Raw genomic sequence first — 16510 nt, forward strand, 5'->3', positions numbered from 1 at the left:
AAATAGTAAAAATTGCATCTATAGTCTCAGATAAGCTTGTATGATTGACAAATAAATAGATAGCGTACAAATTTACCTTTACGAATATGGCACACTTCCAATACGTGCAAACCAACTGCTTCTATCGATTCTTGAATAGGCTCTGTTGCAAGAACAAGAACACGCTTAGCCAGTCGTTGTGCACTAGCAAGCATCTCTAATCGTGCTTGCTCACTTAGAACAGAACACAGATTGTAAGGCAAATCCAGAACCAATGCATGATATCTTCCTTCTAATGTTCGCATATCAGCGATCTTCACAATATCTGGCATTCCATAATACAATAGATTTTCTCTTGCTCCTTGCACCGCCAAAGGATTAAGATCGTACCCTTCCACTTCTATCCCCATTGATAATGCTTCAATAAGAACTGTTCCTATACCACAACAAGGATCAATCATAGTCACTCCCAGAGGTTGGGGCACAGCAATATTGGCTACTGCTCTAGCTACTCTTGTACTGAGTGCTGTTGAGTAATGTTTGGGCTTATCGTTATGATGAAGCCAGATCGGTTCAGAAGCGATACATTCTCCAACAATCCATCGTTGATCGGCAAATGTTAATCCTAATAACATCTGTGGCTGTTTCATATGAGCTGTTCCTTTAATATTCATCCCTATGCGACGTTCTAGCAAACGCTTTTCTTCATAAGTAAAAAGCTGTTCAGCATCAATACACATTAATTTGAATGTCTGATCTTCTAATTCAATCGATTGAACGATGCGTTCTAACTGCTCTAGTGTAGACGCTTCATACTGTATTGCAATACGGTAATGCATAAAAGGACTTCGATCTGGTGATATCGCTATATGACTTTTTAGATAACGAGTCTGTGGTGAATCACCTAATAATGAACGCAATTCTAAATCACATAACTCCGCTTCATCTTCATGACACGCGTACGTATAAATATAATGAAGGGGCGACTCTATGCTAGATTCATCCTTTTGTAAATGGAAAGATTTCGATTGATTGTACAACGCTTTGACCCCTTTTCTATAAAGCCCTACTTCAATACCAAGCATTTCCCTATCCTCTTTCACCTGATTATGATTCTGTCTGCATCACAGGTTGAATATGAATATGCTCGGCTTCTAATCTGGATTGCAACTCTTTCACAAAGGATACAGCATGTTGACCATCTCCATGAATACAGACACTATCGGCTATAAGTGGAATAGAGTTCCCATTGGTCGATATCACACTGCGCTGTTGTATCATATGAATCACCTGACGTACGGCTTGCTCGGTATCTGTAATCAAAGCAAGCGGATCACTTCTAGGTGTAAGTAGACCGTCATCACGATAAGTACGATCTGCAAATACTTCATTCACTACTTTTAATCCGGTCTGATTACCTGCTTGAATCAATGCACTTCCTGCCAATCCATATAACATCAATCTGGGATCAAAATCATAAATCGCTTGCGCGATCGCATCTGCTAGACTTTGTGATTGTGCAGCCATATTGTACAAAGCTCCATGAGGTTTGACATGATGCAATATTCCCCCTTCTTGCTGTACAAAAGCCGATAATGCTCCAATTTGATATGTAACAAGATCATACGCTTCTGTTGCTGAAATATCGATCTGTCGCCGTCCAAATCCTTGTAAATCTGGTAAGCCAGGATGGGCACCTATTTTCACTCCATATTTCAAAGCATATTGTACAGACTGACGCATCACGCCCGGATCACCTGCATGGAATCCACAAGCAATATTTGCAGACGTAATATATGGAAATAGTTGTTCATCTGCCCCTATCGTATAGGCACCATAGCTTTCTCCGATATCACAATTTATATCAATCGTATTCATAAAGTCTCTCCTTTTTATCGGAATGATGTTGTATTTAATAATCCTGCTTGTTATTAAAGCGCACTCTATCAGCTACTCCTTATCCAATAGTGAAAGGACGTAACGCCACATCAATCATCCGATATAGTCGTTGTAGTTGATCACGCTTATGTATATATAGCGATTGAGCTTGCGCCAACGTAATCCGATAGAAACGCAAAGAATCACCTGGTGCTAATTGAGCTAGCAACGGTAGATCTACTGAAATAACATGTCCGATTTTGGGGTAACCACCTAATGTCTGTCGATCTGCCATCAATACAATAGGCTGTCCATCTACTGGAACTTGAATCGTTCCATCCGCAACTGCTTCAGATATATATTCATGAGGCTGAGTTAATTGTAATGGAGCTCCTTGCAAACGATACCCCATTCGATCCGATTGTGGTGTAATCTGATATTCATTTTCACACAGTAATTGTTGACTTTGTTTGGTAAAATCATCCCATTGTCTACCTGAAATAAACCGTATTACAGGAGATTGATGGTAATGAGGAAGGAGCGAGTAAGCTACAGACCAGCGAACAGAATAAAAAGAATCTGTTGATGGGTCCATAGAAGATGGTAGTAACAGACGACTCTTTTGAATATGAATAATATCTTTTTTCTGTAAGGCTCTGCCTTCTAGTCCTCCAATACCTGCACGCAAATACGTACTACTACTTTCCATAACACTGTCTATATCCAGACCACCACTTACTGCTAGATAAGCTCGACAACCGCTAATAACGCGCTTGAATACAAGTGTACTTCCTTGACGCACCCAGATAGGACGCCACATCGGAACTTCTTTTCCATCAATAAGTGGACAAAGATTCCCACCTGTTATGGCTATCCAGTGATCACTTTGAAATTCGCCAACCCATCCTGATAAAGTAATCTCTAGCGTGGCTTGATCTTCTTTATTACCTACTAAGCGATTCGCTATCTGATGTGCAAACGTATCGATCGCTCCACTAATACTGATTCCATACTTGCCATACTTTTTCCGTCCCATATCTTGAATCGTACAGAGCATTCCAGGTTGGTGAATCAAAATACTCATTATATCCCCTCTTCTGCCAAAAGATGAAGTTGCTGTATATAGTGATATTCTTCCTCATCAATCGCTCGAAAACGAATAGACATCCCACTTTCTAACAATACAGGCGGCTGCTGATTCGGTCGAAAAAGAGTCAACGGTGTTCTACCAATCAATTGCCATCCGCCCGGTGTTGCTAATGGATAAATACCTGTCTGCGTACCCGCAATACCGACAGAACCAGCCGGAATAACCAACCGAGGTGTTGCTTTGCGAGGGGTAGCAATCTTTGTTGACATTCCACCCATATATGGAAATCCAGGCGCAAATCCTATCGCATAAATCAAGTATTCACAGCTACTATGAATAGCAATCACTTCTTCGATCGCAAGATCATGATAAGTAGCTACATATTCTAGATCAGGCCCATATTCGTTACCATAACATACAGGAATATCGATTACTTTTGGCACAGGTTTAGTCACGTGATTACGATATTTTTTACCGATAATAGAAGTTGATAGTGCATCATTTTCAGACAGTAATGTAGTCGATAACAACGATTGTCGAATAAGAAAACATACGTAATCAAAAATAGACAATTCGCTATCAATATTTTGCTGTTCCGTCCATAAGTATAGATCATGTAAAGAAATCCGATCCAAATCGTAAAACACCGTCACAGTAGTAAAAGAAGGAATACATTCAATATAACCGTCAAATGGATATTGTTCTATTTGCACAACAGCTAACGTTACTTTTTCTAAAATATGCTGATCAATTGTTGTTCCAAATTCGATAACTACTGCTGAATCTCCTAATGGTTCCATTACCCACGTCATAACAAGTACACTCCTTTCTATGTATACATTCGTCTGTCCGAATCCACTATATGTTGCATCCTTTATTCTATTGAACCATGTTCTTTGTAGATAGAGCAAATAAAGAATTACATATTAATAGATGGTAAAGGACAAGGCCAAAACTTGTATAACCGATACATTCACACAACAACTATAGATAGATCAATAATCGATATAGGAACGATACGATATTCAAACGATACCATATCATAGACAATAACATTGCAGAAACGATATCTTTTCAGAAACAATAGAATACAAAAAGACCAGATCCACTTGATATAAAAGTGATCTGATCTTTGCTCATTTACTTATTATGATTTAATTGCTTTTGATCTTTATCTATTTACTGTTGATGTTATACAACAGTTGCTGGTACTTTTGTAGTTGCTCCTGCTTTGCTAACCATATTACGAGCAATCCATACTCCTGCTGCACCGGCTTGTGCCAGTCCGCGCGTTACACCTGCTCCGTCTCCACCACAATATAATCCATCGATTTCAGTTTCTAGATTTTCATCTAACTTCGGACGTGCAGAATAGAACTTCGCTTCTACACCATAGAATAATGTATGTTCAGAAGCGATCCCTGGTGTTACCCCTTCTAGAGCTTCTACCATCTCAATCAAGCTTTTCATCGTATTATACGGTAATACTAATCCAAGATCGCCTGGAACGGCTTCTTTAAGTGTAGGTTCCAAGAATCCTTCATTGATCCGTTCTCTTGTCGAACGACGACCACGCAGAATATCACCGTACTTCTGGACAATGACTCCACCGCTGGATAGATCATTAGCACGACGACAGATTTCACGCGCATATTCATTAGGCTTATCAAACGGCTCTGTAAATTTGTGTGATACTAGCAAAGCAAAGTTGGTATTGCTAGACCCCAATACCGGATCTTTAAAAGAATGTCCATTTGCCGCCATCACACCACTATGGTTCTCAACCACCACATGACCGGATGGATTACTACAGAACGTTCTTACTCTTGTACCTACAGATGTATTAAAAATAAATTTACCTTCATATAAATGTTCGTTGATCTGGCGCATCACCACATCGGATGTTTCTACACGTACACCTACATCCACCTGATTATTGTACATTTTCAGACGACGCTTTTTCAAAATTTCGGTTAACCATGCTGAACCATCACGCCCTGGTGCAATCATTACCATAGGTGCTTCATACGTTTCACCTTTTTTGGTCATGATTCCTGTAATCCGGTGTTTGCCTTCGATCTTAGTGGTGATAATATCTTCAACTTCTGCTTTGAACACCATATCGATACGTGAAGTCAAATAGCTATAAATCGATTTCAAAATCTCCAAGTTCTGTTCTGTACCTAAATGGCGAACTTCAGCACGCAGTAATTTCAAACCAGACGCATATCCACGTTGCTCAATATCACGAATCGTATCTGTTGTAGGGTCAGTAATATTAGGAGTAGCTCCATGTTCTAGATTGATATCATCGACATAGCGAATCAATTCCATGACTTTAGAAGGCGAAAGGTAGTCAGTTAACCATCCTCCAAATTCAGTCGTAATATTGAATTTGCCATCGCTATAAGCACCAGCACCACCAAACCCTGCGGTTACAGAGCAAGCAGGTAAACAGCCAGCATAGTCTTTTTTACCAGCCGGTGGCGGACACAATTGAATTTTCTCTTCCATAATTGGACAGCTACGGCGATGAATATCATGCCCTTTGTCGATCAGCAATACTTTCCAATCTGGTGCTTGACGAGTCAACTCATAACATGCAAAAATCCCTGCTGGCCCTGCGCCTACAACAATACAATCATACTGGTTCATAATGTCCTCCTGAGATGAATAATATGGGTTCCAAACACAAAAAATCCTGACTGCTGAATAGATATGCCAAAGCACACTATTCGTAGTCAGGAATTTATGGTCCCTTGTAGAAACCCCCAAACCTTATTTTCGGGGATATACGAATATATAAGATATAAAAAAATAATTAAAATAATAATAAATCATCAAAAACGTAAGTTATTTTACTTTGCAATAACACTCTTCATGTAAAATGATTACTTACAACAACAAGCACTTTATACCATCTATACATAAAAATACCACTGTATCCTATATCACTCTTAACAGGCTACAGTGGTATCTTACAGAAAAATAAGCGAACGGTCAAGCACTTATTTTAATAATAGTTCGTATAAATATGAATTATAGCTATCTAAACTCTATATAAAAGTATAATCATCGTTAATTAGCGAACATTGTCGTTTACAATTTTAATAATTTTTCGTTCTATATGCTTATTTACTGTTGGTGATACTTTATCAATCATTAAAATATGCTAATGTGTCACAGAAGATTGGAAATCATCTCGACTGCCTTTGTTAGCATGGTAAAAAAGTACATCTCCATCTTGTAATTGAAATAGAAATCCCCATAGATCATTAAATTGTTGTTGGAATCCTTCAAGTTGCCATTGATTCATGAATGGTGCATGAATATATTGTAGATGTGGATGATCTGTATCTCCTTTTTGGATCGTTTCAATATCAAAATTCACAATAATATAGCCATCTTTTAAAAAGACAGACGAATGTTCATCTAATCCTTTGGCGCTATTGTTTGCTGGATGAGTCTGCTTATTAGTATCCTCACTTTGTTCAGCAGATTGTTGACGATTAGTATTGGTGGAACCCGCCACATCTTGCAAAGCAGTTCCTTGTTTAACTACATATACATCCGAAGGCAAACTATATTCTCCATACCATTTCTGCACCGATGCCAAAGAACGCATCGTGTTGTTTCCTTTAGGTAAATGCTGTTGTGGGCCGATCAATGTTCGTAATGGTTGAGTCAATAATAGCTGTGTGAAATTACCGATATTTACTTTACGCTTACGACTTGTCTCTGCAAACATCGCTATCGCTTCTTCTGGATTGGTTGGAGTCGTTATTTTAGTGGAAGAAGGCGCTACTTCACTCTTCTCTTCTACAATCTCCCAAGATAATCCGGTTAGATTTTGCCAGATCGAAGAAGCTGCACGTTCCCAAAGTATTGTCCAAAATGAAGTAGACACTACGCTCACTGGATGTTTATTGTCTTTATCAGATGAAGGCGATATAGCTTGTTGTTGTAAAAGAAGATCATACATATATAATGCTGTATTTTTCAATTCTTCTTTATCCACATGACGTGTCGTATCATTCAAAATAGTATAGCGTTGCACAGTATCTTGTGATGATCCAATTTGAATGAAATTGTCTGTAGCTGTTGAGTAATATAGATCTACAGGAAAAGAAGTTCCACCTTGCCGTGGCACATAGCGAAATGTCGGTGTAATTCGAATACCATCTGTCTCACCGAACATATTGCCTTTAGTTTTGAGATCGAATTTGAAATGATATCCTGTTTTAACAGCTAAATTTTGATAAAAAGGATGACTTCCTTGACGGACAGGCAATACGTACGGTGCTGTATTTCCACGCGGTTCGCCATCTATCCCTTTATCTCCCACCCAATAAGAAGTTCCTTCAGGTACAGCTAGATTTTGCCATGGATGAAATACGATCTGCCAATCATAATCCGCAATATCTGTAATATGAAAATCATAGACCCGACCGATAACTTCTATAGCTATACTTTCAACAGCCACATGATGATCCAGAGTGACATTAGCATTGTGTTGTACTGTAAAAGAAGCAGGTGCATTTTCTGCAATCGTTCGGAATAAAATATCGTATTTCCCCTCATCTACCCAGACAGGTAAAAAGAATGTGGTATCTAATTGATTAACAGGTACATCTATCCACGTATGTTTAGGAATAAACGTCGTCTGCTCTTTGTTATAGACATCAAAAGGAAATTGAACTTGCTTTGTCCGTACATATTTCGCATAATCTCGATCACCGTAACCTGGATAATTGGTGTGTTGTCCGCTAGTAGGAATGCGCACCGAAAAAGGACGATCTAAAATAAGGGCTGAACGATAGATATCTGGGACTGTTTTTTGATTGTGCTTCTGATCATCAGACACTAAGGAGTAATTGACAACAGGTGTGTGTACTGTAACAGTGTTGATGCCACTAATCGGAAATGTCTGATTGGTTCCTTCTTTAATATTGCCGGGTAGCACATTATATTCGATTGTTCCAGTACTCGGAGCGTTTTTCAGATTTGTTTTGGTTTTGGGTATTACATGGTTCGCGCTATACAATACATCTTTACTGATCATAGTAGGCACAGGCATTGCTTTAGGTGTTGGGCCTTTTTCGATCGTTCGTGTATTATCCATAATTACTTCATTATTAAATTTCAAAAAATCATTTTCGACTTCTACATCATATACTGCATTTTCTGCTTTTTTCTTCATATCGCTACTTTCATCTGGGATTGTAGGACGTCCACTTCCACTTTTCGTTATATTTTTGGTACCGCCATTTTGGTTACCTGGATTCTCAGGAGCATAGTAATTACCAGTCATCAAAGCTGAATAAGAAGGTGGTAAATAGTTGTTAGGCGAAATCATAATCTTATTATCTGCAAACGCATAGTTGTTAAGGGTAGCTTGCTTGATTCCGTATACTGCCAATTGATCTATTTTCCAAAATGAATATGGTCGCTGAATATTAAACGAGTAATTCACATTTTTGGTATCTCTCTTTTCTCCATGATCCCATTTTAATTTGTACGTTCGCTTAACCGATATTCGATATGTACATTCTCCTGTATATTCTGTAAAGGTATGCTGAGATAGATAGTTGAGTGCAAAAACGTTACCATATAAACTTTCAGAAGTAGGAATACCTTGAGCAACATCGAACATTTCGCTTCCCCGTCGATCAGCTTTGATTATCGCTGATACCATCGGATCCATATATTTTCCAGTTAATTGCTGACCCGCTTGAGGAACGGTACATATAGCTGCATTACCTGTTGTCGGTGGCGCTTCTGCTTCACCAACAGTAATAGTAGCACTATCTTTAAGAGTCCATGGATCTTTGGTCCAGTATGCAGTAATCTGCGCTGTTCCTGTAGCATGAGCAGTTACTTCTCCTGTAGCAGCATCCACACTAGCAATCGAAGGATCAGACGATTCCCATTTCGTCTGATCTCGATGTGTCACATCAATCCAATTATCGGTAAATTCTTGTTCATTGTAAGCTTTGGTACGAACTTCAGCCGTCAATTGTTCAGTGTCATCAATCTGCAAAGTCGCATCCGATTTGACCTGAATTTCTTTTTTCTCGATGACGTGTCCGGTGTAGTTTATTTTAAGTGGTGTGTAATATTCTACCCATAATTTTGGATCACCATCTTGTCGCTTGGAATACTCTTTAACTAAATCTGGAGTATAAGAATGTCCTGTTTTGGTATGGATAATAGCAAAGATATCTCCTTTCTCATAATCTACCTTTCCTACAGATTCGTAACTCATAGCATTAATGAATTCAATATTCTCAAATCCTAAATCTGAAATATATTTTTGATCGTATGGATTGCCCTCAGAATCTTGCATGCTTATAGGAGGGTATTTTTCTACTGTAATTTTATCTTTAACTATAAAATCCTTTGGTCTTGCATCATTTCCTTTTCCAGATGTTCCTGTTTCATAATTATCTTGTCCATCATTTCTTGATGCTTTCCATAATTCTGTATCAGTTTGAATCCAAATAACTTTAGGCGTAGGTGATGAATCTCCAACTAATGGCGTTTTTAAAGTTTGAATTTTTGCAGGTTCTTTTGGTGTTAATGTTACCTCATTTGAATTTTCTTTAGAATAAGCAAAAGGAGCACCGAGTATCATATTACATAATATTGCAAGTAAGCATACTATATTAATCTTATATTTCATGATTTATTCACCTTAGCCTATTTAATTAAAAATCTTGATCCATCATCTGTAATATAAGTATTATTTGGAGAATCTATACTAACAGTATTTTGCATCCATAAATTCATTCCATTTTGATCATTGATATACTTTTTAAATATAGTTTGTGGTTCAAAAATCGGTAACGTTTGGTATGCATATTTTTCTGGCAACTTGCTTCCTATACTAGATCCTACTGCAATTCTACTTAAAGAAGAATTTTTATAATGTTCTATACTAAATCCATTTAATGTAGGATACAAAGTTTGATTTGCATATAATCTATAAAATGTACCTTCTTTTTTCAGCTTATCTTCTTTACCTAAAAATACAGGTGCATAGATACCTTTTTTGTTGTTCCAATCCCGGCTATCTACAAATATCAAATAATTCAAACTTGAGTAACCTACTCGATTACGGAATTTCATTTTTTTCCCTTGAACATTTTTAAAAGAAGTCACTCCGCTACTAAATGGAGTAATCACTTCCATATTCGTACCTGTCGTCCCTACTGCTCTTAGCTCTTTCAATCCTACAAATGAATCTGCCGATTGCTTCTGTACATTTGCCAATCGTACTAAAATCACTGCGGCTTCTGCACGTGTAGTGGTTTTGTTACCGCCAAAAGTTCCATCGGCGTAACCGGACATTAGACCTGTGCCCATCATTAGAGAGACATATGGATACTCACTTGTGCTCATCGTCTTTTTAAAATATTCTGCTACCGGTACGACAGTATTTGCGGTATCGCTTAGTGCTTGCTTGTAATCTGCGCTAGATGTTGCGAGACCGGATGACATCCATTTTGCCATTTCTTTACGTGTTAGGGGTGTAGCGGGCTTGAATCCATTTGGATAATCGGCAGGGGACAAAAATCCTTTTGCTATCGCTTCATTGACTTCTTTTTCACTCCAATTGCCTGCAAGGTCTGTAAAAGTTCCTTTTCCTGCGGATTTTTCATTTGAAGATACACGATCTAACAACACAGCAAATTCGGCGCGTGTTACTTGAGCACCCGGTTTGAAAGTTCCGTCTGCATATCCTTTGAAATATCCTTTAGATACTGCTTCATCAATAGCTGCTTTGGCCCAGTGAGATGATGTTACATCTTTGAATGTTGTTGCATTGGTAGTCTGCATCAACGGGCTTAACATGACGGAAAGTGTAGCTACTGCGAATAATGAACTGATTACTTTTTTCATTTTTAAATACTCCTTTATTATGTAAGATAGTGTTTTTATACGTACTCCGTAACTGTTACTAATTAAGGCTTTTCCACAATATTATCAATCTAGGTATTTACACCTAATTATTGTACCACTTGCATCATTATATGGGATAAATAGGATTCTTCCAAGTACTTATTTAGTTAGCAATGATTTAAAAAAAGGAGATAAACACACAAAAAAGCGGACTACTCCCTCAAAAAGGAATAATCCGCGTGCTTCGCGAGAATATAGGTATTAAGACACAGTTCTCATTTCCGCAAGAATACCATAGAATAAGTAAGCTGTAAACCTATTTATACTCTTTTTAGCAAAAAAGAACAAATAGTTATAGTTACATTCTTCTTATAATTAGCATATATTAGTCAATAGTGGCTACAACACAATCCCGTTCATTTTCAAATGAGCAATAAACATATCTTTGGTTGAAGGATGTTGTGCTTGATCTACCCAAGCTTCTGGTTGCCATGCATTACCCGCTTTGAGCGCGCGCGGACAATGGATAAAACACTCTTCTACCTCTACCACGATACCAAGTCCCATCGTTTTGCCTGTCCAATTCATCTGTTCCAGTAATTCACTATTTTTGGTGATACGAGCATGACCATTTACTCGCAATACTTCATTCATACCCGGAATCAGAAAGATCATACCGATCTTAGGATTGTCCAAGATATTTAACAATGAATCTGCACGTCGATTACCATGACGTTCTGGAAAAATAAGACGTTGCTCATCTAATACTTTGACAAATCCTTGTTCATCTCCACGTGGCGACACATCACATTTGCCTTGTTGATCTGAAGTAGATAAGAAAAATAGCGATGATAAAGATAAATAGTAAGCGATATGTGGATCAATAGACGCAACGGTCTTTTTGACAATATGTTCATGAGGAACACCGGTAAATACTCTCAATTCTTCAATAGATGTAATGTATTGTTCAGATTGTTCTATGTTTGTTGCTGTTGTATCTGTAGTCTGCTTCATATTCGCCCTCCTATACTTCTCAGTTGGGTTTATCATAACAAGCTACAGTATACGTGTCTATATTCTCCACTTACCACTTCTCTTCTACTTCTATCTATACTCAATCTCTACGCATTTCTCGAAAAGAGTTAAAATATAAATGGAATGATACAAAAGACGTGTTTAAGCTATTGATATGTTCTAGATTTTTATAGATTCGATCTGCAATCTGATAACATTCTTCAGAAGAACGTTTGAAATGACTTCCAAAATACTTTTGCATAATACAATAGACTTGATTGCCTAATTCCTCGGTAGACTTCATATATGGAAGGATTTTGACGATATGATCGACTTCAATCGAGTATTCATCCGGTAAGCACCATTCAATCAAATTCATAGGGTTCCAATACATGATATGTTTCTCAACCATTGTATATATATCTTCATCAAATACCTGATTAGACTTATTGTTCATGATTAACCTCCTACCCGGATAGCTATCTATCCAGAGCGTAATCTCTTTCTCTAATTTACTCTGTTATCAGGTTGTTGAATCATATTTAAAGACGGTATTACTACTTTGTATACTTATTAGCTTTGTACAAAATACTGACTAAAAAAAGTATCCCTTATTCTGCTCTATGTGTAAATATGGTAAAAGACCCACTTGATTGCCTATTCGTGCATATGCAGAAATAAATATCACTAGATTCCCAAGCCTTTAGAAAGGGTAAATAAAGCAATACAACACTTCATTTGTTTCACAATACTATTTCTAATACAAAAGGATGATGAATAATGGAACACGAAAAAGATGTACAAACACTATCAGATTGGTTGAACAATCATCTTACACGCACCATCATTATTGAAAAGCATGAACTTGACGATACAGATGAAGTTCATTTTACAGTGACTGAAGTTGATATTCGTAGCGAGGACAATGCTATTGATGACTATGTAGAAAGCTCTTTGATCTTACATGGAGAAGGTTCAACATCGAATGCAGATGGCGACAATGTTCCTTTGCCACAAAATACGTATGAAATTGCATTACACGATCTACGGATCGATCATATAGACGATACTCATGTTAAATTAAATACAGAACGTGCACAATACGCACTAACTGCTAAATAAGTATCTGCATCTGCATTGAGATAGACTGTTATCCATCCATAGATTTTGATAAATTTCAATGCATCTTATAAACCTACTAAATACATCTATTAAAAAACCTCTTTTGCATCAATCGAGATAAGGAATTTCTTATTCGTTTGCTTGCAAAAGAGGTTTTTTGTCGTCTATATTGATCTGAATTGTATAGGCAATTCTATTCATCCTCTGTGTGTTTCTACGATTTGTAGTATAACCAACCTAAAACATTTGTAAAAAAAGGTTTATTTTGTTAATATCAACTCGAATATTAGTAAACGCTTACAAATAAATATGAAGAGGGTGTATATGTTCATGTCCATGTTCAAAAAAAGCCTTAATCTTGTTTTGTTAAGCTCGTTGATGATTACACCATTGATCTCATTACCTCCGCAGACGTATGCAGCTAATGAATCTGTAGAAGTCTGGTTATCGACTGCTGATCCTAACTCGGAACCTGCTGTTGGACTTAGTCCAAGCGCTCGTCTCACCAAAAAAGCTAATATTAACTTTAGCAGCAGTACAGGTAATGCCGATTACACGATCAATGTAAATGAAGGCAAAACGTATCAAAAAATGGATGGTTTTGGCGTTTCTTTAACAGATTCTTCTACATGGTTAATGAATTACAAGTTAAGCAGTGGCAAGCGTGCTGAAGTGATGGAGCGACTATTTGGAAATACAGGGATAGGGATGAGCATGTTACGTCAGACGATGGGTGCTAGCGACTTTGCATGGAGTACGTATACTTACGATGATACGGCTGGGGATACGTCGCTCAGCCAGTTCTCGATTGCACGTGATCTACCTTATATCATACCGATGACCAAACAAGCACTTGCCAAAAATCCTAATCTTAAAATTATTGCTTCTCCCTGGAGTGCTCCAGCATGGATGAAATATACAACGAATGACAAAAACGGTACAGGCAAATTACAAGCGCAATACTATCCAACCTATGCTAATTATTTTGTGAAATTTATTCAAAGTTATCAGGCGCAAGGGATTCCTATCTATGCGGTGACTCCGCAAAATGAACCACTATTTGAACCAGGACGTTATCCAGGTATGAATATGAATGAGCAAGATCAGATTGGTATGATCGGTGACTACCTCAGTCCTGCTCTTAAAAATGCAGGTCTTAATACTAAAGTGATCGCTTATGATCATAACTATGATAACTGGTCTTATCCGAATACAGTGATAACAGGCCTTAAAAACAGTGGTAAATCTAGCGCTGTAGCCGGTAGTGCTTTCCATCATTATGGTGGCGATTATACGGCTATGACTTCGATGCATAATGCGCATCCAGATAAAGATATCTGGTTTACTGAAGGTGGATTCGGCGACTGGAACGATAAAGTCGATGGAACGACTCAAGGATTCGATAATATGATCAACGAATTTATTGGAATTACTCGTAACTGGTCCAAATCAATTATTTTGTGGAATGCTGCTCTAGATCAAAAAGATGGCCCTAGTGTGATCGGAGATAACAATACCAACAAAGGTATGGTTACGATCCAGAACTCGGATAACAGCAACAGTAATCCAGAAGATAAAGTCACTTACAATAAGCAATATTACTTGCTAGGACATTTTAGTAAATTTGTAGTGACAGGGGCTACACGTATTGATACCAATTCATCCAATGATATCCAAAATGTAGCTTTTAAAAATCCAGATGGAACTAAAGTAATTGTATTGTACAATTCTCAAACAGCAACCAAAACGGTTAAAGTGCAATGGAATGGTCAGTCTACCAACTATACTGTTCCTGGTAAATCGGTTGTGACTTTGAAATGGTAATCTAATCTCTCTATCTTTTTATCATTAAAAAAATGCTCTGTAGACACGCTCACTTCCCTAGAATACAGGTTGGTGATAGTGCACTACAGAGCATTTTGCGTTGTACAATCCGATTAGACTATAGCGCTAATAGCATATTATTGTCTTAATATTGGTTTGTGTGGATCGGTATTTATTAAATCTTCAATCAATGGACGTTGAGCAGGATTAATATGCTCTATATTCATTTCTTCTATCGAATAAAATACAAGTGTAACCGATTCATGATCATCATCTTCAAATAACAATGTTTTTCCATCTGAATCCAACTTACCTTCCAGATCAACCACTACATCGAAAATAAACATCACAAATGCAACATCATTTCCATCAGGATAAGTATACTTCAATCGTTCTCCACTATAGACAGCATATAATGTAGAAGAAATCACTTCTAAGCCAGTCTCTTCTTTCACTTCGCGTAGCATAGTTTCTTCTACTGTCTCGCCTGCATGCATCCCACCACCGGGTAAACCCCAATCGTTGGAATCGGCACGCTTTTGCCATAATATACGCTGTTGTTCATCTCGAATAATGGCTCCACCAGTTACGATAATCTGTCGCTCTTGATCTGAATGTTCTATAGTATTCCCCTCTTTTCTGAATGAGATAGATCGCTCCTGTATAGTTAGGTTATAACCAAAAAATGCTGGTTATATTGCTGTCAGTGAAATCCAACAGTATATAACACAGCATTATAAATAATACTTATTTTTTATCTTTCAATAATTTCTCGCGCTCAGCATACATATCTGGCAAGTGATCTTGTAGCTTTGGATTCGGGTCTGGATAGGATAGATCCAAATCTTCCAATGTACGTACTACAATTTGTAAAACTGCTAGATCGCGATACCAGCGATTATCAGAGGAAACGATATGCCATGGATGGTCTTTGGTTGACGCATTCGCAAATACATCTTCATAATATGCTTGGTAATCATCCCAAGATTTGCGTTCTAACAGATCACTTTCATCGAATTTCCAGTTCTTTTTCGGATTTTCGATACGTGCAATCAATTTCTCCAATTGAAACTCTTTAGAGATATGCAAAAATATTTTGACCACTTTAACACCATTATCTTCTAACATTTCTTCAAAGTGGCGTATTTGTTTGAAGCGCTGCTGTGCTTTTTTATCTGAAATCAACTTATGCACACGCGTAATCAATACATCTTCATAATAAGAACGGTTGAACGCTGTAATATAGCCAACGCCCGAGACTAATTTGTGAGCACGCCAGAGAAAATCATGATCCATTTCTTCACGCGTCGGTGTCTTAAAGCTATGTGTCTGCACACCTTGTGGATGAGAGATCGAAAAGACTTTATTGATCACGCCGTCTTTTCCACTGCAATCCATACCTTGAAAAATAAATAGAAGCGATTTCTTTTTACTTGAGAATAGCTTATCTTGAAGCTTCTCAAATCGTTTCATTAGCTTTTTAGTTTCTTTTTCGGTATCTTCTTTGGATGTGTACTCACCTGTGTTTTTAGGATCAATCTTTTTCAAATCAATCTTATCTCCTGTAGCAAGTACCCAGTTCGATGATTGCTTAGACATGTCTATCGCTCCTTTGATAAAAAACGTTTCTTTATCTATATAACCGAAAATATTCAGCAAAAAGCAATGTTGTCCAAAATGAAAGGAATGACTTCATTCTGA

General features: G+C 37.6%; 13 protein-coding genes and 1 riboswitch. Of the genes, 2 read left to right on the top strand and 11 right to left on the bottom strand.

Annotation, left to right across the window (positions count from 1 at the left end):
- Positions 1–26: 26 nt before the first annotated feature.
- The 9 genes from ACFSGI_RS12090 to ACFSGI_RS12130 all read right to left on the bottom strand — a co-directional run bounded on the left by ACFSGI_RS12090 (position 27) and on the right by ACFSGI_RS12130 (position 12320).
- Positions 27–1064: a TRM11 family SAM-dependent methyltransferase gene (locus ACFSGI_RS12090; protein ID WP_204824386.1), complete on the bottom strand. Its 1038-nt coding sequence runs from the start codon at positions 1062–1064 to the stop codon at positions 27–29.
- 22 nt (positions 1065–1086) lie between these two features.
- Positions 1087–1857 (bottom strand): 5-oxoprolinase subunit PxpA, encoded by a 771-nt coding sequence (locus tag ACFSGI_RS12095; RefSeq protein ID WP_204824387.1) that lies wholly within the window; start codon positions 1855–1857, stop codon positions 1087–1089.
- Between the two features lie 79 nt (positions 1858–1936).
- Positions 1937–2941, bottom strand: coding sequence for a 5-oxoprolinase subunit C family protein (locus ACFSGI_RS12100; RefSeq protein ID WP_204824388.1), 1005 nt, complete (start codon positions 2939–2941; stop codon positions 1937–1939).
- Complete coding sequence (gene pxpB, locus ACFSGI_RS12105) at positions 2941–3759, bottom strand: 5-oxoprolinase subunit PxpB (protein ID WP_204824389.1); 819 nt, start codon at positions 3757–3759, stop codon at positions 2941–2943. The genes ACFSGI_RS12100 and pxpB overlap by 1 nt, the downstream gene beginning before the upstream one ends.
- A 379-nt stretch (positions 3760–4138) precedes the next feature.
- Positions 4139–5602, bottom strand: coding sequence for an NAD(P)/FAD-dependent oxidoreductase (locus ACFSGI_RS12110; protein ID WP_204824390.1), 1464 nt, complete (start codon positions 5600–5602; stop codon positions 4139–4141).
- Between the two features lie 63 nt (positions 5603–5665).
- Positions 5666–5765, bottom strand: a riboswitch (purine riboswitch).
- Between the two features lie 354 nt (positions 5766–6119).
- Positions 6120–9629 carry a DUF5704 domain-containing protein gene (locus ACFSGI_RS12115; RefSeq protein WP_204824391.1) on the bottom strand — a complete coding sequence of 1170 codons (3510 nt, stop codon included), beginning with the start codon at positions 9627–9629 and terminating at the stop codon, positions 6120–6122.
- A 17-nt stretch (positions 9630–9646) separates the two neighbouring features.
- A complete protein-coding gene (locus ACFSGI_RS12120; protein WP_204824392.1) occupies positions 9647–10849 on the bottom strand; it encodes an S-layer homology domain-containing protein in 1203 nt (400 codons plus the stop codon).
- A 399-nt stretch (positions 10850–11248) separates the two neighbouring features.
- Positions 11249–11863, bottom strand: coding sequence for an MSMEG_1061 family FMN-dependent PPOX-type flavoprotein (locus tag ACFSGI_RS12125; RefSeq protein ID WP_204824393.1), 615 nt, complete (start codon positions 11861–11863; stop codon positions 11249–11251).
- 100 nt (positions 11864–11963) lie between these two features.
- Complete coding sequence (locus ACFSGI_RS12130; RefSeq protein WP_204824394.1) at positions 11964–12320, bottom strand: hypothetical protein; 357 nt, start codon at positions 12318–12320, stop codon at positions 11964–11966.
- Positions 12321–12643: 323 nt separating this feature from the next.
- Here ACFSGI_RS12130 and ACFSGI_RS12135 point away from each other — a divergent pair, with 323 nt between their 5' ends.
- Both ACFSGI_RS12135 and ACFSGI_RS12140 read left to right on the top strand, forming a co-directional pair.
- Positions 12644–12985 (top strand): hypothetical protein, encoded by a 342-nt coding sequence (locus ACFSGI_RS12135; protein WP_204824395.1) that lies wholly within the window; start codon positions 12644–12646, stop codon positions 12983–12985.
- Positions 12986–13315: 330 nt separating this feature from the next.
- Positions 13316–14809 carry a glycoside hydrolase family 30 protein gene (locus ACFSGI_RS12140; protein WP_204824396.1) on the top strand — a complete coding sequence of 498 codons (1494 nt, stop codon included), beginning with the start codon at positions 13316–13318 and terminating at the stop codon, positions 14807–14809.
- 137 nt (positions 14810–14946) lie between these two features.
- Here the strand turns inward: ACFSGI_RS12140 and ACFSGI_RS12145 are convergent, their stop codons facing one another.
- Together ACFSGI_RS12145 and ACFSGI_RS12150 are read right to left on the bottom strand one after the other, a co-directional pair.
- A complete protein-coding gene (locus tag ACFSGI_RS12145) occupies positions 14947–15474 on the bottom strand; it encodes an NUDIX domain-containing protein (protein ID WP_379283952.1) in 528 nt (175 codons plus the stop codon).
- Between the two features lie 82 nt (positions 15475–15556).
- A complete protein-coding gene (locus ACFSGI_RS12150) occupies positions 15557–16408 on the bottom strand; it encodes a PPK2 family polyphosphate kinase (RefSeq protein WP_204824397.1) in 852 nt (283 codons plus the stop codon).
- Positions 16409–16510 lie beyond the last annotated feature (102 nt).

The sequence above is a fragment of the Paenibacillus nicotianae genome (genome assembly GCF_042681745.1).
GTDB lineage: Bacteria > Bacillota > Bacilli > Paenibacillales > Paenibacillaceae > Saccharibacillus > Saccharibacillus nicotianae.

What these genes read in the sequence shown, in the direction of transcription:
- ACFSGI_RS12090 (WP_204824386.1), bottom strand. Translation starts at nt 1,064, where the DNA reads ATGCTTGGTATTGAAGTAGGGCTTTATAGAAAAGGGGTCAAAGCGTTG.
- ACFSGI_RS12095 (WP_204824387.1), bottom strand. Translation starts at nt 1,857, where the DNA reads ATGAATACGATTGATATAAATTGTGATATCGGAGAAAGCTATGGTGCC.
- ACFSGI_RS12100 (WP_204824388.1), bottom strand. Translation starts at nt 2,941, where the DNA reads ATGAGTATTTTGATTCACCAACCTGGAATGCTCTGTACGATTCAAGAT.
- pxpB (WP_204824389.1), bottom strand. Translation starts at nt 3,759, where the DNA reads ATGACGTGGGTAATGGAACCATTAGGAGATTCAGCAGTAGTTATCGAA.
- ACFSGI_RS12110 (WP_204824390.1), bottom strand. Translation starts at nt 5,602, where the DNA reads ATGAACCAGTATGATTGTATTGTTGTAGGCGCAGGGCCAGCAGGGATT.
- ACFSGI_RS12115 (WP_204824391.1), bottom strand. Translation starts at nt 9,629, where the DNA reads ATGAAATATAAGATTAATATAGTATGCTTACTTGCAATATTATGTAAT.
- ACFSGI_RS12120 (WP_204824392.1), bottom strand. Translation starts at nt 10,849, where the DNA reads ATGAAAAAAGTAATCAGTTCATTATTCGCAGTAGCTACACTTTCCGTC.
- ACFSGI_RS12125 (WP_204824393.1), bottom strand. Translation starts at nt 11,863, where the DNA reads ATGAAGCAGACTACAGATACAACAGCAACAAACATAGAACAATCTGAA.
- ACFSGI_RS12130 (WP_204824394.1), bottom strand. Translation starts at nt 12,320, where the DNA reads ATGAACAATAAGTCTAATCAGGTATTTGATGAAGATATATATACAATG.
- ACFSGI_RS12135 (WP_204824395.1), top strand. Translation starts at nt 12,644, where the DNA reads ATGGAACACGAAAAAGATGTACAAACACTATCAGATTGGTTGAACAAT.
- ACFSGI_RS12140 (WP_204824396.1), top strand. Translation starts at nt 13,316, where the DNA reads ATGTCCATGTTCAAAAAAAGCCTTAATCTTGTTTTGTTAAGCTCGTTG.
- ACFSGI_RS12150 (WP_204824397.1), bottom strand. Translation starts at nt 16,408, where the DNA reads ATGTCTAAGCAATCATCGAACTGGGTACTTGCTACAGGAGATAAGATT.